20 protein-coding genes are annotated in these 20602 nt (G+C 39.2%); 10 read left to right on the forward strand and 10 right to left on the reverse strand.

The genetic code is table 11. From position 1 onward, the window contains the following. Both BLQ18_RS01085 and trmB read right to left on the reverse strand, forming a co-directional pair. Complete coding sequence (locus BLQ18_RS01085; RefSeq protein WP_090291814.1) at positions 1-630, reverse strand: LysE family transporter; 630 nt, start codon at positions 628-630, stop codon at positions 1-3. Positions 631-633: 3 nt separating this feature from the next. Continuing rightward, positions 634-1302: a tRNA (guanosine(46)-N7)-methyltransferase TrmB gene (trmB, locus tag BLQ18_RS01090; protein ID WP_090291815.1), complete on the reverse strand. Its 669-nt coding sequence runs from the start codon at positions 1300-1302 to the stop codon at positions 634-636. Between the two features lie 85 nt (positions 1303-1387). On the opposite strand from trmB, the gene BLQ18_RS01095 reads away from it, so the two are divergent. Beyond that, positions 1388-2500: a glycosyltransferase gene (locus tag BLQ18_RS01095; RefSeq protein WP_090293620.1), complete on the forward strand. Its 1113-nt coding sequence runs from the start codon at positions 1388-1390 to the stop codon at positions 2498-2500. Here the strand turns inward: BLQ18_RS01095 and BLQ18_RS01100 are convergent. Both BLQ18_RS01100 and BLQ18_RS01105 read right to left on the reverse strand, forming a co-directional pair. Continuing rightward, on the reverse strand, positions 2404-3480 hold the full coding sequence (locus BLQ18_RS01100; protein WP_090291817.1) for a sensor histidine kinase: 1077 nt from the start codon (positions 3478-3480) through the stop codon (positions 2404-2406). The genes BLQ18_RS01095 and BLQ18_RS01100 overlap by 97 nt on opposite strands. Then, positions 3480-4166: a response regulator transcription factor gene (locus BLQ18_RS01105; protein WP_090291819.1), complete on the reverse strand. Its 687-nt coding sequence runs from the start codon at positions 4164-4166 to the stop codon at positions 3480-3482. Before BLQ18_RS01105 ends, BLQ18_RS01100 begins: the two co-directional genes overlap by 1 nt. A 188-nt stretch (positions 4167-4354) precedes the next feature. Here BLQ18_RS01105 and BLQ18_RS01110 point away from each other — a divergent pair, with 188 nt between their 5' ends. The 5 genes from BLQ18_RS01110 (at position 4355) to BLQ18_RS01130 (ending at position 10389) form a co-directional block, all read left to right on the forward strand. Further along, the gene (locus BLQ18_RS01110) at positions 4355-7180 is read left to right on the forward strand and encodes a TonB-dependent receptor (protein WP_090291821.1); all 2826 of its coding nucleotides are present in this window, start codon (positions 4355-4357) and stop codon (positions 7178-7180) included. 20 nt (positions 7181-7200) lie between these two features. Beyond that, a complete protein-coding gene (locus BLQ18_RS01115) occupies positions 7201-8397 on the forward strand; it encodes a multidrug transporter (RefSeq protein WP_090291822.1) in 1197 nt (398 codons plus the stop codon). Positions 8398-8548: 151 nt separating this feature from the next. Then, positions 8549-8860, forward strand: coding sequence for a T9SS type A sorting domain-containing protein (locus tag BLQ18_RS01120; RefSeq protein WP_090291824.1), 312 nt, complete (start codon positions 8549-8551; stop codon positions 8858-8860). A gap of 147 nt (positions 8861-9007) precedes the next feature. Beyond that, the gene (locus tag BLQ18_RS01125) at positions 9008-9331 is read left to right on the forward strand and encodes a T9SS type A sorting domain-containing protein (protein ID WP_090291826.1); all 324 of its coding nucleotides are present in this window, start codon (positions 9008-9010) and stop codon (positions 9329-9331) included. Positions 9332-9402: 71 nt separating this feature from the next. Beyond that, entirely contained in the window at positions 9403-10389 is a 987-nt protein-coding gene (locus BLQ18_RS01130) for a long-chain-fatty-acid--protein ligase (RefSeq protein ID WP_090291827.1), read from the forward strand. A gap of 2 nt (positions 10390-10391) precedes the next feature. On the opposite strand, the gene tyrS is transcribed toward BLQ18_RS01130, so the two are convergent. Next, the gene (gene tyrS / locus BLQ18_RS01135; RefSeq protein WP_090291829.1) at positions 10392-11687 is read right to left on the reverse strand and encodes a tyrosine--tRNA ligase; all 1296 of its coding nucleotides are present in this window, start codon (positions 11685-11687) and stop codon (positions 10392-10394) included. Between the two features lie 85 nt (positions 11688-11772). Here tyrS and BLQ18_RS01140 point away from each other — a divergent pair, with 85 nt between their 5' ends. Further along, positions 11773-12777: an NAD-dependent epimerase/dehydratase family protein gene (locus tag BLQ18_RS01140; RefSeq protein ID WP_090291831.1), complete on the forward strand. Its 1005-nt coding sequence runs from the start codon at positions 11773-11775 to the stop codon at positions 12775-12777. On the opposite strand, the gene BLQ18_RS01145 is transcribed toward BLQ18_RS01140, so the two are convergent. Genes BLQ18_RS01145 through BLQ18_RS01155 form a run of 3 tightly spaced genes read right to left on the reverse strand, consistent with a single transcriptional unit; the run spans position 12758 to position 15279 of the window. Next, entirely contained in the window at positions 12758-13210 is a 453-nt protein-coding gene (locus tag BLQ18_RS01145) for a DUF4296 domain-containing protein (protein WP_090291833.1), read from the reverse strand. The genes BLQ18_RS01140 and BLQ18_RS01145 overlap by 20 nt on opposite strands. A gap of 3 nt (positions 13211-13213) precedes the next feature. Further along, positions 13214-14548, reverse strand: a complete 1335-nt coding sequence (locus tag BLQ18_RS01150; protein ID WP_090291834.1) for a dihydroorotase — start codon at positions 14546-14548, stop codon at positions 13214-13216. Positions 14549-14550: 2 nt separating this feature from the next. Further along, the gene (locus BLQ18_RS01155) at positions 14551-15279 is read right to left on the reverse strand and encodes a polyprenol monophosphomannose synthase (RefSeq protein WP_090291836.1); all 729 of its coding nucleotides are present in this window, start codon (positions 15277-15279) and stop codon (positions 14551-14553) included. A gap of 120 nt (positions 15280-15399) precedes the next feature. Between BLQ18_RS01155 and BLQ18_RS01160 the strand changes: the two genes are divergently transcribed. From BLQ18_RS01160 to BLQ18_RS01170, 3 genes are read left to right on the forward strand one after another with little or no spacing between them, the layout of a single operon-like run. Continuing rightward, the gene (locus tag BLQ18_RS01160) at positions 15400-17058 is read left to right on the forward strand and encodes an ArnT family glycosyltransferase (RefSeq protein ID WP_090291838.1); all 1659 of its coding nucleotides are present in this window, start codon (positions 15400-15402) and stop codon (positions 17056-17058) included. Further along, the gene (locus BLQ18_RS01165) at positions 17055-17711 is read left to right on the forward strand and encodes a DUF4271 domain-containing protein (RefSeq protein WP_090291839.1); all 657 of its coding nucleotides are present in this window, start codon (positions 17055-17057) and stop codon (positions 17709-17711) included. The genes BLQ18_RS01160 and BLQ18_RS01165 overlap by 4 nt, the downstream gene beginning before the upstream one ends. Before the next feature lie 6 nt (positions 17712-17717). After that, the gene (locus BLQ18_RS01170; protein ID WP_090291841.1) at positions 17718-18461 is read left to right on the forward strand and encodes a uroporphyrinogen-III synthase; all 744 of its coding nucleotides are present in this window, start codon (positions 17718-17720) and stop codon (positions 18459-18461) included. A gap of 53 nt (positions 18462-18514) precedes the next feature. Here the strand turns inward: BLQ18_RS01170 and pckA are convergent, their stop codons facing one another. Both pckA and BLQ18_RS01180 read right to left on the reverse strand, forming a co-directional pair. Next, on the reverse strand, positions 18515-20131 hold the full coding sequence (pckA, locus tag BLQ18_RS01175) for a phosphoenolpyruvate carboxykinase (ATP) (protein WP_090291842.1): 1617 nt from the start codon (positions 20129-20131) through the stop codon (positions 18515-18517). 72 nt (positions 20132-20203) lie between these two features. Then, entirely contained in the window at positions 20204-20587 is a 384-nt protein-coding gene (locus BLQ18_RS01180; RefSeq protein ID WP_090291844.1) for a DUF423 domain-containing protein, read from the reverse strand. Between the last annotated feature and the right edge of the window lie 15 nt (positions 20588-20602).

The raw sequence follows: 20602 nt of genomic DNA on the forward strand, positions 1-20602 counted from the left end.
TTATCGGTACATGATTCGGATTAGTGTAATGATCAACAACAAAAGCATCAAAGCACTTAAAATGTAATTTGAATTTTTGGCAAAGCGGTTGGTCTTGGTCTCCAACTTATCAAAATAAAACGTGTAGAGATAAAGTACGGAAAAAGTACCTGCACCAGCAGCTACCACAAAAGTTGTTATATCCTTAGCCTCGAATTTTATCCAACCTGCCTCGTTCCACATGGCATTTAAACCGCTGTAATATGGAATGGTAAGCAGGTTTAATGCGGCCAACAATACACCTTTAAAAAACGAGTTCTTTTTACTAAGATTCACCTGTTTAATTTTCTGTTCTTTTTTCCTTTTGGCCATTAGAAAAAAGTAAATGGTGAAGAAAGCAAAGACCGCGACTGCAATTTTGAAAAGAACATCTATTACTTCTGGGTTCCGATACAAAAACTTTGAAATAAAAACAGCGATATAGGCCTGCACCATAATGGTGGCTGAAACCCCAATACTAAAAATCACCCCATTCAATTTACCTTTTTCCACACTGGTTTTTGCTGCATTCATATTAAGCAGCCCTGGAGGAACGGTTGCCATAAAGGCCGCCGAGAACGTGGCAAAGAAAAGTATGAGTATGTGGGTCATTGGTTAGTTGATCCTAAATTGGATATAGGTAATTGGTTTTCCTTTTTCAAGATACTGATTTTCATAGAAAGTTTGAATATCAAGCACTTCAGATGGAGCCCCCTCGTTTTTGTACACATCGTGGTTGGCATAGATGATTTCGTGTCCCAAACCTTGTAACAACCCTAAAGTATACCCGTGCATATATTCACTGTCGGTCTTTAAGTTGACTGTCCCGTCCTGATTTAAAATATACTTGTATCTCTTTAGAAATTCAGGGTTGGTCATTCGGTGTTTGGTGCGCTTGTATTTGATCTGTGGATCGGGAAAGGTTATCCAAATTTCTGATACTTCATTTTCTCCAAAAAGGTGATCTACCAATTCAATTTGGGAACGCAAAAAGGCTACGTTCCTCAAATTTTCTTCCAATGCAATCTTGGCCCCTCTCCAAAAACGAGCCCCTTTAATATCAACTCCAATATAATTTTTATCTGGATTTTGCTTGGCTAATCCAACAGTGTATTCCCCTTTTCCGCAACCCAATTCCAATACAATGGGATTATCGTTGCCAAAAAAGTCGGACCAGTTTCCTTTGTGTTTGAATCCAGCCATAACCTCGTCCCTTGTGGGCTGCACCACATTGGCAAAGGTTTCATTTTCCTTAAATCGTTTCAGCTTGTTCTTACTTCCCACTATTGAAATTTATGGTGCAAAAATTTAATGATTTGGCAAAACTAAGGAAATCTTCATGCAATTAGGATTTTGTTTTTTTACAACCATGCAAAATTCGAAACGAATTCTGGTCGCTCCCTTAAATTGGGGCCTTGGGCATGCCACTAGATGTATTCCCATCATCCAAGCTTTGCTTGATCAAGGGCATCAGCCATTTATTGCTTCTGATGGGGTTGCACTATCCTTGTTGCAAAAGGAATTTCCCAATGTTCCTTCTTTTGAATTGCCTTCCTACAAAATCACTTACGCCGAAAAAGGAAAGAATTTCAAGATCAAAATGATTTGGGATTCCCCAAAAGTGATGAAGGCGATGGCATTGGAAAAAAAAGCAGTTAAAAAGTTGGTCAAAGAGCAGCAATTGGATGGTATTATTTCGGACAATCGCCTGGGTGCTTACTATAAAAAAGTGCCCTGCGTTTTTATTACCCACCAATTAAATGTGCTTTCGGGAAACACAACATGGATGAGTTCCAAAGCGCATCAAAAAATCATAAAAAAATTTGATGCTTGCTGGGTACCCGATGTGGAAGGCAAACCTAACTTGACTGGAAAATTAGGGCATTTGAAAAAATCCAAATTGAAGATTGCCTACCTCGGTCCTTTGAGTCGTTTTGAGAAAAAGGAATTGCCCTTGGTTTATGATTTGATGGTGCTCTTATCTGGTCCTGAACCGCAACGCACCTTTTTGGAGGAAAAATTATTAGAAGAATTGACACAATTTGAAGGAAACATTCTTTTTGTGAAAGGCAAAATCGAATCAGAGCAAACGGTAGAAGAGCAACAACTTTCCAAAGGAAGAATAACCCTCTACAATTTTATGCAATCGGAAACGCTTCAAACTGCATTGAATCAAAGTAAAAAAGTATTGTGCCGTTCAGGTTACACCACTGTGATGGATTTGGCCAAATTGGAGAAAAAAGCATTCTTTATCCCAACACCAGGACAGTACGAACAGGAATATTTGGGCAAACGATTACAGAAAAAAGGGATTGTCCCCTATTGCAATCAGGAAGATTTTACACTTTCCGAATTAGACCGAATGGACAAATTTTCAGGATTGACTCAGTTTGAGACCACCTCAGATTTTTCAGGTTTGTTCACTGTTTTTTCCAAGGTAAAGGAGAATTCGGAACCGACATCCACTTCACTTTCCACATAGATTTTTTCGCCATGGGCCTCAATAATGTGCTTAACAATGGAAAGTCCCAATCCTGAACCGCCTTCTTTTCGACTTCCACTTTGGTCTACGCGATAAAAACGCTCAAACAATCTAGGTAGATTGGCCTTTGGAATTCCAATTCCGTTATCCGTTACCCGAACAATCACTTTGTTCTTGATAAGATTCTCCACACTCACCTCGGTAGTACCATTGGTGTGGCCATATTTAATGGAATTCACCAAAAGGTTACTGATCACTTGCTGAATTTTCTCCTTGTCGGCATGAACATAAATCGGAGATGGATATTCCATATCAAAAGTGAGGGTAATCTGCTTTTTGGAAGCTTTCATTTCCAAAAGATCAAAGGTGTTTTGGATAAGTTCGATCACATCAAAATCTTCGGGCTCCACCTGAAGTTCCCCTGCCTCCAGCTTGGTGATCAAATCCAAGTCTTTTACAATATAAATCAACCGCTCCACTCCTTTACTGGCTCTTTCAAGGTACTTTTCACGTAACTTTTTGTCCTTCATTGCGCCATCGAGCAGCGTAAGAATATACCCTTGAACCGTAAACAATGGTGTTTTTAGTTCGTGCGACACATTCCCCAAAAAATCTTTTCGGTATTCTTCCCGAATCTTTAAGGTATCAATCTCAATTTTCTTCCCTTCGGCAAATTTTTCAATTTCCTTCATCAGGGTCGTCATGTCCGTAGTGATAGGTTTGGAAGAGAAAGATGTGGATTCCAAAAGGGAAACATCATCGTAAATCTTCTTGACCCTACGATAAATAAATCGCTCCACTCGTACTTGGATCACCGTAAAACAAACCACAAAAATTACCAGTCCAAAAATGACTGTGTTTAGCCATTCCAAATGGTCTTCTCCCATCTGAAATATGATAAACGTGGTGGTTACAATAAGGGTAATTAATAAGGAAGACCTTAGGGCAAACTTGTATGATTTCCTTAGTTTAATGGCCATTAGAGAACAAACTTATAGCCTACGCCCTTTACGGTTTTAAAGTGATCATCCCCAATTTTTTCGCGTAGTTTTCTAATGTGAACATCAATGGTTCGACCTCCAACAACTACCTCGTTGCCCCAAACCTTGTCCAAAATCACTTCACGCTTGAATACTTTGTTGGGCTTTGATGTTAAAAGGGATAAAAGTTCAAACTCTTTTCTAGGCAATACCATCTCCTCCCCATTGTTTACGATCTTGTATTCCTCTCGGTTGATTACAATATTACCGACCTTTACAATTTCCTCGACTTCTTTCTTGTCATCTTTCAGCCTGCGCAACAAGGCCTTTACCTTACTCACCAGAACTTTTGGCTTAATGGGTTTGGTAATATAATCGTCCGCCCCAGCATCAAATCCTGCAACTTGGGAATAATCTTCTCCTCTTGCGGTTAAGAAAGCAATAATGGTATTGTCTAAACCTGGAGTATTACGAATGGCTTCACAGGCTTCGATACCATCCATTTCGGGCATCATCACATCCATAATAATCAAGTGTGGATTCTTTTTTTTCGCCTTGTTTACCCCCTCAAGACCGTTTTTAGCGGTAAAAACTTCGTAGCCTTCAGCACTGAGGTTGTAACCTATAATTTCCAGAATATCAGGTTCATCGTCTACCAATAGAATCTTTATGTCCTTGTTTTTCATGGGATGGTATTTCTGTGTTAATCGCCCAAATGTAAAGATAATACACTTACAGCATAAATGCTTAACGTTGATTTAATCTGGTAACCTTATTGTAACATATCTGAAATAAAGTCTTAACCCACGTGTAACATCGCTTTTACAACCTACCCGTTTCTTTGCCACAAAATTTAAAACCTTCATAGCAACGTATGAAAACATATTTAATAGTGGCCATGTCTTTGTTTACTTTATTGCTTTCCGCGCAAGAAAACGGAAGCATTGTTGGTAAACTAACCGACAAGGAACTAAACAACGACCCTCTTCCCTTTGCCAATGTCTTGATCAAAGGAACCTCAAAGGGTACCACTTCTGATTTTGATGGTCTTTTTGAAATAAATGATGTAGAGCCTGGAACCTATACTTTGGTTTTCAGCTTTTTGGGTTATGAGACTTTGGAAGTACCCAATGTAGTAGTTGAAGCTGGAAAGGTTACCGAGATCAATACAGGACTTGGAGCCAGCAGCGTAGGATTGGAAGAAGTTGTTGTTACCACATCTGCCAGAAAAGATTCTGAGGTTGCCTTGTTGTTGCAGCAAAAAAATGCCTTGGTAATGCAAGAGGCCATTAGTGCCGAAGCCCTTACTTTAAAAGGTATTGATGATGCAGCTGCAGCGGTAGCACAGATTTCAGGGATTTCTAAACAACAGGGGTCCAGCAATGTTTATGTTCGTGGTTTGGGCGATCGTTACCAGAACACTACCATGAACGGTCTTTCATTGCCATCGAATGATGTAAACAAGAAAAACATCAACCTTGACCTTTTTGGATCAAGCATTATTGAAAATGTATCGGTAAGTAAGGCATATAGCCCAACCTTTTATGGTGATTTTGCTGCTGGTAATGTTAACGTAGATTCTAAAGAATACACTGGAGACGGTTATTTGGAAGTTGCCGTTGGTGGAGGAATCAATACCAACGCGGCAGGCGAGGATTTTTACAAAAGCGAGGGTACCAGTGATTTTGGTTTTTATAACCGTTATGATAACGACCCTTTTGCCGTAGTTCTTTCGCACGGTGTGGATCCTGAAGCTGCTTGGGAACCTATCAACCTTTCTGGAGCTATTGAAGGTGGATATTCCTTCAACTTTAATAATGAAAAATCTAGATTGAGCTTCTTCGGAGCTGCTAGTTTCTCCAATGGTTTTGAAATTTTGGAAGGTCCTGCCAGGGATTTTACCAATGTATTAAAGGTAGATTTCCCGAATGTACGTGAATATGCCTACAAAACCACAACCACTGCGCTTGGAAACATTTCTTATAGAATCAACGATGAGCACAAAGTAAAATTCAGCTCTTTGTTCGTGAACAGTGCAGCTGATCGTGTTGGATATTACGGTGTGAATGGTCAAGGTACCAACAGGGATGCCATCTTGAATACTGACGAAGGTTTTTATGTGATGAACGTTCAGTTTAACCAAGACATGATCTTTGTAAACCAATTGACAGGTCAGCACCTATTTGATGAAAAACTATCCTTTGATTGGGGTGTTGGTTTCAACAAGGTATTCTCAGATGAGCCAGATCGTAAGCGTATCACTTTGGAAAACTACCAATACGCTTTGGACAACGACGCTAGTACCAATCCTGTTTTTTATACCAACATTCCTTTTGACAACCAAAGATTCTTTCAAAGTATCGAGGATGACGAATTGAACAGCTTTATGAACTTGGGCTACAAAGCTTCTGAAAAAGTAAAGTTCAATTTCGGATACAACGGTAGAAGAAAAGAAAGAAGATTTAACAGTATTAGATACGGTTATGACATTGTTGACAGAGCCAATACTCCTATCACCGATGTAAACGATTTCAACTCTATTTTCCACTACACCAACATCAACATTCCTGAGGGAGAAGGATTGTGGAATACTATCGTTTTGAATCCTATCAGCAATGAAATAGGAAACACCAACAGACCTGGTCTTCCAGAAAACACCTATAAAGGTAATTTGGATATCCATGCGCTTTATGCCACTGCAGAAATTGGTCTTACTGATAAATTCAGCATTGTTCCTGGTGTTCGTGTAGAATCTTACAGCCAAAAAGTGGAGTACGATGTAATCAACATTAATCCTTTGGATCCTGGTTTCCGTGAAGTGTATGAAAACATCTTCTTACCAAGCTTAAATGCCAAGTATGCGCTTACTGAAAACTCAAACTTGAGAGCAAGTTTCAGTAAAACAGCATCTTTCCCAGAATTTAAAGAGGTTGCCCCTTTTGTATATGAATCCGTAACGCAACGTGTGGGTGGTAACCCTGACCTTTTGGGTGGACTTAACGGTGATGGAGCAACTTATTCTGATGTTTTCAACTACGACCTTAAATATGAGTGGTTCTTGGAAAGAGGTGAAATTATTTCTGTTGCCGCATTTGCCAAAACCATTAAAGATCCTGTAAACAGAGTAGTTGCCGCCGATGCAACAGGAACACAAAGATATTTTAGAACTGGTGATCAGGCCGACATCTACGGGGTTGAGCTTGAATTGCGCAAAAACCTTTTGTTGGATGCTGATGAAAATGCAGTGGTTTCTCTTGGGGTAAATGCCGCTTACACGCATACAGAACAAGACTTAAAAGATATTCCTGCAGGTTCCGAAAACACTTTTGGAACAGTATTCGACAGGGATTCCGATGAATTGGAAGGAGCTTCTCCTTTTATCATCAATGCCGACTTAAACTATAGCCCAGTTTTTGGAAGCTACAAACCTAAAGCTACCGTGGCCTTTTCATATTTCTCCGATCGTATTTTCTCGTTGGGAGCAGGTAGTTTGGGTAATATCGTAGAAAGAGCAGTTCCAACATTGAACTTCGTTTGGCAAAACTCCTTCGGAGAACACTTTGAAGCCAATCTTTCTGCAAAAAATATTTTGAATCCTGATGTCTCTTTGGTTCGTGAAGGAACTGGAATTGGAGATGTTATTATTAGACAGTATAACCTTGGGGTTAACGTAGGGCTAACCCTTAAATATAAATTTTAAATTATTTTAAATTCTGACAAATGAAAAACAAGTTTTTATTTTTAGGTATAGCCGCTGCTTTGTTCATAGCTTGTGAAGCTGACGATACCTCCGATATTGTTATCAACGATAACAGTGTTACAAACAATACTACCAACACTGGTGGTGGTGCCGAAGAAGACAACACCGTTAATTTGAGTGGGGTTTACACAACTGACATCACTTTGGATCCAGAAATGGAGTACGTTATTACTGGTCCTGTTCTTATTGCAAGTGGAGCAACTTTCACTGTTCCTGCAGGTATGACCATTAAGGCTGAGCCAGTAGGTGTTAATGCTTACATTGCTATTCAACAAGGTGCAAGAATTGAAGCAAATGGTACATCTGCAGACCCAATTGTATTTACTTCAAATGCTGCTGCTCCAAGTTCTGGTAACTGGGGTGGTATCGTACTTTGCGGTAGAGCACCTATCAACTCAACTGCAGACGGTTCTACCGATACTGCTACAACTGAAGTAGGTGGTCTTTCTTACGGTGGAAATGTTTCTGATGACGATTCAGGTAGCCTACAGTATGTTCGTATCGAGTACGCTGGTGGTGCCATTGATGGTAACGCTGAGCTGAACGGACTTTCTGTTTATGGTGTTGGAACTGGAACTACTATCGATTACGTAGAAGTTTATGAAGGTTCTGATGATGGTTTCGAGTTCTTTGGTGGAACTGTTGAAGCTAGCCACTTGGTAGTTGTAAACTCTGAAGATGATTCTATCGACTGGACGGAAGGATTTGTGGGTACTTTGACTGACGTTTACGTTCAGCACGGAACTAGCCACGATAAAGCTTTCGAATGTGATGGTTACAACACTGACTTCAGCAATGAAGGTGGATATTTCTCTGCTCCTACAGTTACCAACGTAACTATTGTAGGTGTTAACGATGGTACTAGTGAAGCAATTAGATTGAGAGCTGGTACTCAAGGTATCTTCACCAACATTTTGTTCACCGATTTCGATGAAGCTTTCGATTTAGATGGTGACACAGGTGATAACCCAACTGGTCAAGGTGTATTGGACGGTCTTTTGAGCGTTACTGATGCAACTTTTACCAATGTAACCACCAACGTTAAAAATGACACTGGATTTGTTTTCGACGAAGCTGATTTTGTATCAGGAATCGGAAACGGTACAGGAACCGATATTGCAACATGGGGAGCTGGTTGGACCATTGGTATCAACTAATCATTTTCCATTAAAAAAGCAAAAAGCCCACAAGTATTCGTGGGCTTTTTTTTGCATTTCATCGAAAAGTAACCTCCTATTCGTCAAACGGTTCCACAATCGCATTCCAATTTTTATATATTTGTGGCACAACGTTTGTAACCATTAACGTATGAAGCACTTTTACCTAGTCATTCTTTTATTTGTGTGTTCCCTCGGATTTTCGCAAGAAAATGCCAAGAGCACAGCAGATATTGACGGGTTTAAGTTGTATCCCAATCCAGTTACGCAAGGCAAGGTATATATAGAAACTACACTGAACTCTCCAAAGCAAATTTTGGTTTTTGATGTGTTGGGCACACAAGTATTACAAACCACCATTTTGGGCAAAGAACTCAACCTTTCCGATTTGGCCAAAGGAGTCTATATTCTCCGCGTTTTTGAAAAAGACAAAGTAGCTACCAGAAAGCTCATTATTAAGTAGTTCACCTACTTTTTCCCATTTTTCAAATCATCAAACCACATATTTTGATGTTTTACCAACACTTTTAGTGCTTTCACAACATTAAATGGCACACCCTTAACCTATTTTCTACTTTTATATTGCACATAGATCCCCAAATCAGCTTGTATGAAGAAAATCTACTTTGTTTTACTTATGGCAATACCCTTATTTACTTTCAGCCAAGATCTGGTCAGTGTAAATTCTGAGCCTGAACAAGAACTAAAGGGATTTAAAATGTATCCCAATCCTGCCTATGGAAACGAGGTGTATATCACCACCGAATCCAATGGCACGAAGCAAATCAAAATCTTTGATGTTTTTGGTGAAGTCGTACTCACCGATAGAATCTCCACCAATACTCTTGACATTTCTAGATTGGTTCCAGGTGTGTACGTGCTGCAAGTCACCGAACAGAAAAAAACCATGACCCGAAAACTGGTCGTGAAATAATAAAACATATCCCCCTATTAAAGCCCTTTTTATAAAAAGGGCTTTTTTATTTTGGATACTTTTGTATTCGAATGGAGCAGTTTAATACCCAACAGATTTTTTCTATTTCAAGTGAGGCTGAATTCGAAAACTTGGCACTAAAGGTCTTCGAATTTCAATACCAAAAAAATGCGGTATATCACAGTTATTGCAAGCTTTTAAATCGAAATCCAAACAACGTAAAAGAGGTATTCCAAATCCCATTTTTACCCATTCAATTTTTTAAATCCCATTCCATAATTTCCACTCAAAAAGACCCAGACATCATTTTTGAAAGTAGTGGCACCACCCAAAGCACAACCAGCAAACACTTGGTTCCAGATGTGAAAATTTATGAGGAGAGTTTTTTAAAAGGGTTCGAACAATTTTACGGTCCAGTGGAGGATTATTGCATTCTGGCGTTGCTTCCAGCCTATTTGGAACGCCAAGGATCTTCATTGGTTTATATGGTGGACGATTTGGTAAAACGCTCCAAACATCCAAGTAGTGGTTTTTACCTCAACAATCTGCATGAATTGCATGAAAAACTCATGGAATTGGAGCAAAAAGGCACCAAAACACTATTGATTGGTGTTTCATTTGCGCTTTTAGACCTTGCTGAACAATTTCCGATGAAATTAAAGCACACGACCATCATGGAAACTGGGGGCATGAAAGGACGTCGCAAAGAATTGATTAGGGCTGAACTCCACCAGATTTTAACCCAAGCTTTCGGAGTTGCCACGATTCACTCTGAATACGGTATGACTGAACTTTTATCACAGGCCTACTCCAAAGGAAATGGCATATTTGAAACACCTCCGTGGATGAAATTGGTGACGCGAGACACCGAAGATCCACTTACCTTATTGGACAATGGCAAAACGGGCGGCATAAACATCATCGATTTGGCCAACGTGTATTCTTGTTCCTTTATAGCGACCCAAGACCTAGGTAAAATTCATACCAATAAGTCATTCGAAATCATGGGCAGATTCGACAATTCCGATATTCGGGGTTGTAATTTAATGGTGCTGTGATGCTATTCCACAACAAGAACAAAGTAGTTCTTTTTACCTCGTTGCAACAAAACAAACTTATTGTTGATCAAGTCCGATTCAGTAATCAAGAAATCTTCTTTTACTTTTTCCTTGTTTACAGAAATGGAATTTTGTTTCAGCTCTCTTCGGGCCTCTCCATTGGAACCCAAAAAGTTGGTTTTGGCAGCCAAAGCACCGATCATGTCCAACCCATCTTTAATATCTGCTTTGGATACCGTTGCTTGAGGAACGCCTTCGAAAACATCCAAAAAGGTTTTTTCATTCAACCCTTTAAGGTCTTCTGAGGTGGATTTACCAAATAGAATGTTACTGGCTTTTATTGCATTGTCCAAATCTTCTTGGGAATGCACCATTACAGTGATCTCCTCAGCCAATTTCTTCTGAAGCGAACGCATATGTGGTGCTTCTTTATGTGCTGCCACCAAATCTTCTATTTCGTCTTTGGTTAAAAAAGTGAAGATTTTGATGTACTTCTCGGCATCATCATCGGAGGTGTTCAACCAATATTGGTAGAATTTATAAGGGGAAGTCCGTTCAGCATCCAACCAAACATTACCTCCTTCGGTTTTCCCAAACTTGGTGCCATCTGCCTTGGTGATCAACGGACAGGTCATCGCAAAACCCTTTCCACCACCAATTCTTCTGATTAATTCAGTTCCCGTGGTAATATTTCCCCATTGGTCGCTACCTCCCATTTGAAGGGTACAATCATGGTTTTGGTACAAATACAAAAAGTCGTACCCCTGCACCAATTGGTAGGTGAACTCAGTAAAGGACATTCCTTCCTTCGCATCAGAAGAAAGTCTCTTTTTTACGGAGTCCTTGGCCATCATGTAGTTTACTGTAATGTGTTTTCCAACATCACGAATGAACTCCAAAAAGGAAAAATCCTTCATCCAATCGTAATTGTTCACCAATACCGCTGCATTCGGCGCATCACTTTCAAAATCCAAAAAACGACTCAATTGTCCTTTTAAAGCATCTTGGTTATGTCTTAATGTTTTCTCATCCAATAAATTACGCTCTGCCGATTTGCCCGAAGGATCACCGATCATACCCGTAGCACCACCAACAAGGGCAAAAGGCTTGTGCCCAGCCAATTGAAAGTGTTTCAACATCATTACCCCAACAAGGTGACCAATGTGCAACGAATCGGCCGTTGGGTCAATACCCACATAGGCAGATCTCATTCCCTCCAAAAGATGTTCTTCGGCACCAGGCATAACATCGTGCACCATTCCTCTCCATTGCAATTCTTCTACAAAATTTTTCGCCATGATTATATTTTTGCGATAACTGCAAATATAAAATGAAGTTGGCACTTCGCTCAATATTTCCGTCACAAATAGGTACTTTTACCATATGATTTTGGTTACTGGTGGTACGGGATTGATAGGTTCGCATTTGCTTTTACATTTAGTGAAGCAAGGGAAGAAGGTCAGAAGCAATTATAGAACCAAGGAATCCATAGAAAAGGTTTCCAAAATTTTTAGCTTCTATTCCGATGACCCAAACCTTATCAATCTAATAGATTGGCAACAGGCCGATATTACGGATATTTCTAGTTTGGAATGTCTTTTTAATGGAGTTGATCAGGTATACCACTGTGCTGCATTGATTTCATTTGACCCTAAGGATTACAAAAAATTGGAACGAACCAATGTGGAGGGTACTGCCAATGTGGTGAATCTTTGTCTTAAATACGGAATCAAAAAGCTTTGTTACATCAGTTCCATTGCTGCCATAGGACCTAGTTTAAATGGTCAAATGGTTACTGAAGAAACCGAATGGAACGAAAACAAGGCTTCGGTTTACGGGTTGACCAAATACAATGCTGAACTGGAGGTATGGCGAGGTTCTCAAGAAGGGCTTTCTGTTGTTATTGTTAATCCAGGAGTAGTTGTGGGGCCAGGATTTTGGAGATCAGGAAGCGGTTCCTTTTTTACCTATGTTTCCAAAGAAAAGAAATATTACATTCCTTGCGGAACAGGTTTTGTTACCGTAAAAGATGTGGTTAACGCAATGTGCTCCTTAATGGATTCCGAAATACAATCGGAACGATACATTCTCGTAAGTAAAAACCTGACTTATCTTGAATTCTTTACCAAAATTGCGCATGGTTTGGGAGTAAAAGCACCAGAAAAAGAAATATCCAGATTTATGTTGGAATGTTTTTGGCGTTTAGATTGGTTCCGAAGCAACATCATGGGAAAAAGAAGACGACTTTCCAAAACCATGGCAAAAGGATTAATGCACCAAGATCATTATAATGGTGACAAAATAAAATCCGTACTCCCTTTTGAATATGAAAGTTTGGATGATGCCATTGCCTTTTGTAATGAAAAGTTTAGTTCTTCTCGAGGGTAGGAGTTTCTTTTTTCACTTTTAAGGAGTCCTTCAAAGCGTTGATTGAATCCTGTCTGCGAACACTGGCTTGCCTCATCTCCTCATTTTTTCTTTTGCCCCTGTCTTCCAAAGTATCCTTTTGAACTGTTAATCTTCGCTCAACTTCTTTATAAATTGTTTGGTATTCCAAAGGAATGGAAGCGTAATACAAATCGCTTTGTGCAAATTGTGCACTATCTATTTGGTAGGTTTTGTATAGATACTCCATTATATCAATACCTGAATTTTCAAAATCGCTCGCAGCTGCAGATTTATTCGCGTTCAAAAGTGCCAAATCATGCAATATTTTGACCATATCATCCTTAGAGATCAAATTATCGGGCTTTTTCACTACTTCTTCAGCGCAAGCAGCAAATAGAACCGTACCCAAAAATGCAACGATAATTTTTTTCATCACCTATCGATTAAACGTAAGCCTTTTGGCCCTTTTCTCTTTGGCAAAACTGCCATTCTCATAAGCCAACAATCCATTTACAAAGGTTCGAGCCACGCTGGAATCAAAAGTAACACCTTCAAAAGGAGACCATCCGCATTTATAGAAAATATTATCTTTTTTAACCTGATTTTGTGAGTTTTGGTTCACCTGTACCAAATCGGCAAAATAGCCTTCACGGATAAATCCACGTCGGTCAATATCGAAAAGTTTGGCAGGGTTGTGGCACATTTTCTCTACCATTTTTTCCAAGCTTATCACACCTTCTTTTTCCTTTTGAAGCATAGCCAACAAAGCATGCTGCACCAAAGGTCCTCCAGAGGGTGCTTTGGTATAAGGATTATCCTTCTCTTCTATGGTGTGTGGTGCATGATCCGTGGCTACCACATCAATACGGTCATCCAACAAAGCTTCCCACAATTTTTCACGGTCAGTTTTGGTTTTTACTGCTGGATTCCATTTGATCAAAGTGCCTTTTTCAGCATAATCCTCGTCAGAAAACCAAAGGTGGTGAATGCATACCTCAGCGGTGATTTTCTTTTCTTCCAATGGAATGGCATTGGTGAACAAATCCGTTTCTATGCCCGTTGATACATGAAAAACATGCAATCTAGCTCCTGTTTTCTTCGCCAAGGCTATGGCTTTGGATGATGATAGGTAACAAGCTTCGGCACTTCGAATGATGGGGTGCATTTCAATGGGAATATTGTCTCCAAACATTTCTTGGTACTTCGCCATATTGGCACGAATGGTTCCCTCGTCCTCACAATGGGCAGAAATCACCATTTCAGTATTGCTGAATATTTTCTCCAACACAACTTCGTTATCCACCAACATATTTCCAGTTGAGGATCCCAAAAACAGCTTTACTCCTGAACAGGCATTTTTATCCAAACTTTTCAGTTCTTCCAAATTATCGTTGGTTCCTCCGAACAAAAAACTATAGTTCGCAAAAGAGTCCTTTGCCGCCATGGCAAATTTTTCTTCCAGCTTTTCAATGGTTGTTGTCTGTGGATTGGTATTTGGCTGCTCCATAAAGGTGGTGATTCCCCCTGCAATGGCTGCCCTACTCTCGGTGGCAATGGTGCCCTTATGTGTAAGACCTGGTTCCCTAAAATGCACTTGGTCGTCTATCACCCCAGGCAGTAAAAGATTACCTTTTAAATCGATGACCGTAGCATTTGCATCAGAAATGTCACTATCAATTCGGGCAATTATATCATTCTCCAATAAAATATCGGATTCAAAAACGCTGTTCTCATTAACAACCTTTGCATTCTTCAACAGTATTTTTGACATAACTAAAAGTTCTTTTTAAAGAATATACTTCTGAATTTCATCGCAATCACCCCAAAAATGGCTTCGCGGATAATGGCTGAATTCATTTTAGATTTCCCATTCACACGATCTGTAAAAATTATGGAAACCTCCTCTATTTTAAATTTCTTCAGGTAAGCCCTGTACTTCATCTCAATTTGAAAGGCGTAGCCAATAAATCGTACATGGTCCAAATTGATAGTCTCTAAAACCCTTCGATGATAACACACAAATCCTGCCGTTGGATCGTGCACTTTCATCCCAGTTATAAACTTTACATAAAATGAGGCTCCGTAAGACAATAAAATCCTTGCCAATGGCCAGTTGACCACATTCACTCCTTTTTTATAGCGCGAACCTACGGCCACATCCGCACCATTTAAGCATGCGCGGTGTAAACGGGAAAGATCATCTGGGCGGTGGGAAAAGTCGGCATCCATTTCAAAAATGTATTCATATCCTTTTGTCAAAGCCCATTTAAACCCATGAATATAGGCTGTACCCAATCCAGATTTTTCCCTTCGGACTTCCAAGAACAAACGGTCTGAAAATTCACCTTGAAGGTCCCTCACGCATTGTGCGGTACCATCGGGGGAATTATCGTCTACGATAAGAACATGAAAATCCTTTTTTAGGTCGAAAACCGCTCTAATAATCGCTTCAACGTTCTCAATTTCGTTAAAGGTGGGTATAATGACCAAGCCATCTGCCATTCTCACGAGTTTAGAAATTCAAAAATACGGTTTTCTAGATTGTCTTCGCAAGTAGCTTGCGGGCAAGCTTACTAGCACTGAAGCAATATTTGTAACTTTGCGCTTTTAAATCCCATTTTGATGTCTCAAAAGTTTCCCAAGCTTTTTTTAATATTACTGGCAATTCTTTTTGTACTCAACCTTATTCAAGCCTCTTTTACAGAGCTTATTTATGATGAGGCTTATTATTGGTACTATGCCCAAAATATGGCTTGGGGTTATTTTGACCATCCCCCAATGGTGGCCTTTTTGATTAAGATCAGCAGTTTGTTTTTTAATGGGGAACTCGGGGTTCGTTTTATGAGCTGTGTGCTCTCGGCAGGCACTTATATGCTGCTTTGGTTGCTCATCGATAATCCAAAGAAGAAAGATTATGTAGTTCATTTTTTCTTATTGACCTTCTCTTTTACCTTAATGAATGCCTATGGGTTTCTGACCCTACCAGATACACCCCTTTTATTTTTTACGGCACTATTTCTTTGGTTATACAAACAATTCTTAAAGAATCCTTCCATTGTCATCACACTTTCACTGGGAGTGGTTATGGCTGCCCTTATGTACAGTAAATACCACGCTGTTTTGGTGATTCTTACCGTCTTCCTATCCAACTTTAAACTTATTTATAATAAAAAAGCTTGGAATGCGGTTGTTTTGGCCTTGCTTTGCTATGCTCCCCATTTTTGGTGGCTCTACCAAAATGATTTTGCGTCAATTACCTTTCATTTATACGAACGTCCAAATCAAGAGTACAAATTTGATAGTTTCACGTTAGGGTACTTTCTGAATTTGATTGTGATCATTGGATTGTTGTTTTTTTGGATTTACAGTGCACTTTTTAAGTTTAAGGCAAAAGATAAATTTTCAAAAGCTTTGGTGTATTTGATCTATGGCGTTTTGATTTTCTTTTTCATTTCGAGCTTTAACCGACGCGTTCAGGCTCAATGGACCATTGCTATATCCATTCCATTAATACTTATTGCCTATAATCGCTTATTGAATCATGCCAATACCAGAAAATGGGTGTTTAGAATTGGCCTGATTAGCGCCGTTGTACTATTGTATGCCCGTGCTTGGATGATTTATCAACCTTTGTTCCCTTTCATTTATGAAACACATGGTAACAAAACTTGGGTTAACGAACTTCATGAACAAACTGGGGACACACCTATTGTTTTTGAAAATTCGTACCGACGTGCACCCATGTACCAATTTTATACAGGGGTAACCACCTTTTCTTTGAACAATTTTATGTATCGAAAAAATCAATATTCCATAGATGGTTCAGAGGAGAAAGTTAGAGGCAAGGAAGTAGTTTACGTCTCCATTTATTCAAAGTTTGAAGATGCTAAATTTAAACATGCTGATGGTACCGAAGGATATGGGAAATATATAGACAATTTCCAGTCTTACAGAAATATTAAGTGCATAGTTGAAAAACCCAATGAAGGTGTTGGTTACCTACTCAAAGTGTACAATCCTTATCCGTTTGATATAGAATTAAGTGATTTGAAATACACCATTTCATATTCAAACCCATATAAACAGGTACAGGAAATGCTTCCTTTGAAGGTGAAAAAAGCACCGAATGAACCTTCAATTTTAAAATCTAAGGATACGCTTAATTATACTTTTGAATTGCCCCTGTCTAAAATGGAAAATCCATCGTATTTTAGGGTTGGAATTTCAGAGCACGGTCTACCCCCAGGACTAAACGGAAGACCCATCAAAATTGAGGAATGAATCCCATAGAAAAAACAATTTTATCATTTGACTGGATGACCTTGGTGTTGTTTGGTGGATTGATACTTTTGGCATTGGGCAAATATTTGGACCATTCTAAATTCCTCAACTTTCTTATTCTACCCTTTAACGACAAATACGTATTGTTTCAGAGTAAAAAAGGGCAATTGTTCGACTGGTTTCAATTGTTATTGACCATCTTTCAAATTCTCAACCTATCCCTTTTTATTTTAATAATGCTTCATGTATTAGGACTTTTGGAAAATGAAATGGAGGCACAGACCTATTTTATAGTTTTTGGGTTTTTACTGCTCTTCGAATTTTCGAAATTTATTCTCCAGATGTTTACTGGTTTTGTGTTCAACAACACCAAATTCATAGGTGGTATCATCTTCAACAAAATTTCCTATCTCAATTTCAGTAGTCTTGTGGTCGCCTTGGCCAATATTTTTCTGGTGTACATATTAAAAGACTCAAAAACAATAATATATGGAACGCTTTTCCTAATTATTGCAATTAATGGCATTGGGATACTTAAACTACTGAAGAACCATCAAAATACACTGTTCCCGTATTTTGTATATTTTATTTTGTACCTTTGCACACTCGAAATTGCGCCCTTGGTGTTAATTGGAAGCTTTATAAAAGGTTGAAAACTTATGAAAGTAAAAACAATTTTGGTTTCCCAGCCAGAACCCAAAGTCGATAACTCGCCTTATTCAAGATTAATTGAAAAAGAGAAAGTTAAAGTAGATTTTAGACCTTTCATCCACGTTGAAGGTGTTGAAGCCAAAAATGTAAGGCAACAAAAAATTGACCTGAACAACTTCACCGCTATCATCCTAACCAGTAGAAATTCTGTAGATCACTTTTTTAGGATCGCCGATGAAATGCGCTTCAAGGTACCAGATACCATGAAATATTTTTGTCAGTCTGAGGCCGTAGCCTACTACTTGCAGAAATATGTGGTATACAGAAAGCGAAAAATCTATGTTGGGAAAAGAACTTTCCCTGAGCTTATTCCTTTGATCAAAAAGTATAAGGACGAAAAATTTCTTTTGCCTTCTTCCGATGCCCTAAAGCCTACTGTGCCGATTGCTTTGGATGAACTTGGCGTGGATTGGAAACGCGGTATTTTTTATAAGACCGTAATCAGTGACCTTTCCGACTTAAGAAATGTGTATTACGACATTTTGGTGTTCTTTAGCCCCTCTGGAATTGAATCTTTGTTGAAGAACTTTCCAGACTTTGAACAAAACAACACGCGAATTGCTGTGTTTGGAAACAGTACTGTAAAAGCTGCAACTGAGGCTGGTCTTCGAATCGATATTCAAGCGCCGACCCCTGAAACCCCATCCATGACGATGGCTTTGCAGAAATACATTACCAGTGTAAACAAGTAAAAAATCTAATTTTTAGATATTAAAAAACCCCAGCAATTGCTGGGGTTTTTATTTTAGAAAGCATATCGTTGCGGTCCACCACGCCGAATTTCTTCACTGGCATAAGCTTCAAACTTTTTAAAGTTTTCCCTGAACGCATTGGTCAGTTTAAATGCTGTGGTGTAATAAGCCTCATCATTGTTCCAAGTTGCCCTAGGGCTCAAAACTTCTTTTGGCACTCCTGGGCATTCTCGTGGTTGTGCTACACCAAATACAGAGTGAATATGATACTTATCGTATGAATACAAGCCAAGCTCACCACTTAATGCTGCGCTGATCATAGCTCGGGTATATTTTAATTTCATTCGGGTACCCACACCATAAGGTCCACCTGTCCAGCCTGTATTCACCAACCAAACATCCACACCCGATTCTATCATTTTTTTGCTCAGCATTTCAGCATATTTTGCTGGATGCAATGGCATAAACGGAGCACCAAAACAAGCTGAGAAAGAGGGTTGAGGTTCAACAACACCTGCTTCGGTTCCAGCTACTTTGGCCGTATAACCTGATATAAAATGATAGGCCGCTTGCGCAGGCGTTAATTTGGAAATAGGAGGCAATACCCCAAAGGCATCCGCAGTAAGAAAAAAGATGTTTTTTACATTCTCACCAATAGAAGGTTCTTGAATATTTTCAATATGATCTATTGGGTAGCTCACCCTGGTATTTTGGGTTATGGAAGTATCCGCGAAGTCCACCTTTCCATTTTCATCCATGATCACATTCTCCAAAATGGCACCTTTTTTAATAGCCCCATATATTTCAGGTTCATTTTCCGCCGAAAGGTTGATGACTTTCGCATAACAACCACCTTCAAAATTGAAAACCGTATTTTTTGGCGTCCAACCATGTTCGTCATCACCAATCAATTTACGATTTGGATCTGTGGAAAGTGTTGTTTTTCCTGTTCCAGAAAGTCCAAAGAAAATTGCCGTATCCCCTTCTTCTCCCACATTGGCAGAGCAGTGCATGGGCAATGTATTTTTAAATACAGGCAAAATAAAGTTGAGAGCAGAAAATATTCCCTTTTTAATTTCACCCGTATAGCCCGTTCCACCAATAAGTGCTACTTTCTTGTTAAAATTCAAAATGGCAAAGTTATGCTGACGTGTCCCATCAACTGTCGGATCCGCTTTAAAACCAGGGGCATTGATTACGGTCCATTCTGGAGTAAAATCCTCTAATTCTTGTTCCGATGGCCTTAGGAACATATTATAAGCAAACATATTGGACCAGGGATATTCATTGATCACCCTAATGTTTAGCTTGTAATTGGAATCTGCACAGGCATAAGCATCGCGAACAAAAAGTTCCTTTTCATTTAAATATGCAATGACTTTTTCTTGAAGTGCATCAAACTTATCGCTGGTAAATGGAATATTGATATCGCCCCACCAAATTTTATCTTCGGTGATGCTATCTTTTACAATAAATCGGTCTTTGGGTGAACGTCCTGTAAATTCTCCCGTATTAACCGCCAAAGCACCCGAATCAGCTTCAACACCCATTCTCATATCAATGGTGAGGTCTTGAAGTTCGCCTGGCGAAAGTTGATAATGAATGTTGTTATGGTCTATGCCATATGAAGTCAGCGAAATCGTTTTCGTAATTTGAGCAGAGTCCTTCATAGTTTAACTTTTATGTTGGTACAAAACTAGAAAATATTACCCTTTTGACCTTTTAAATAAGGCTAAATTGAATCATTTATGGGTTAAAATGTGGTATCCTGAATAAACCCATCCCAAAATCATGAATACCCCTCCTATTGGTGTTAAAAAACCAATGATTTTAAAATCGAAAGATGTTAAGTCATTCATTGTCAACAGGTAAATGGAGCCAGAAAACAGAATCACCCCTATCAATACGAAAATAAAAACCCGTCTTTTTGTTTTTTCAGCAATGCCAGTCCAAAGGCCAACAAAAAGTAAAAACAGCGCATGATACATTTGATAGCGAACACCAACTTCGTAAGTCTCAATGGCATCCTTTTCCACCAATTTTTCCAATCCGTGCGCTCCAAAGGCACCAAGAATCACAGCCAATAGACCTAATACAATTCCAGTCAACAAAATTGTTCTGTTCATAACTTTATAGCGATG

The sequence above is a fragment of the Flagellimonas zhangzhouensis genome, assembly GCF_900102925.1.
In the GTDB taxonomy this organism is placed as follows: domain Bacteria; phylum Bacteroidota; class Bacteroidia; order Flavobacteriales; family Flavobacteriaceae; genus Flagellimonas; species Flagellimonas zhangzhouensis.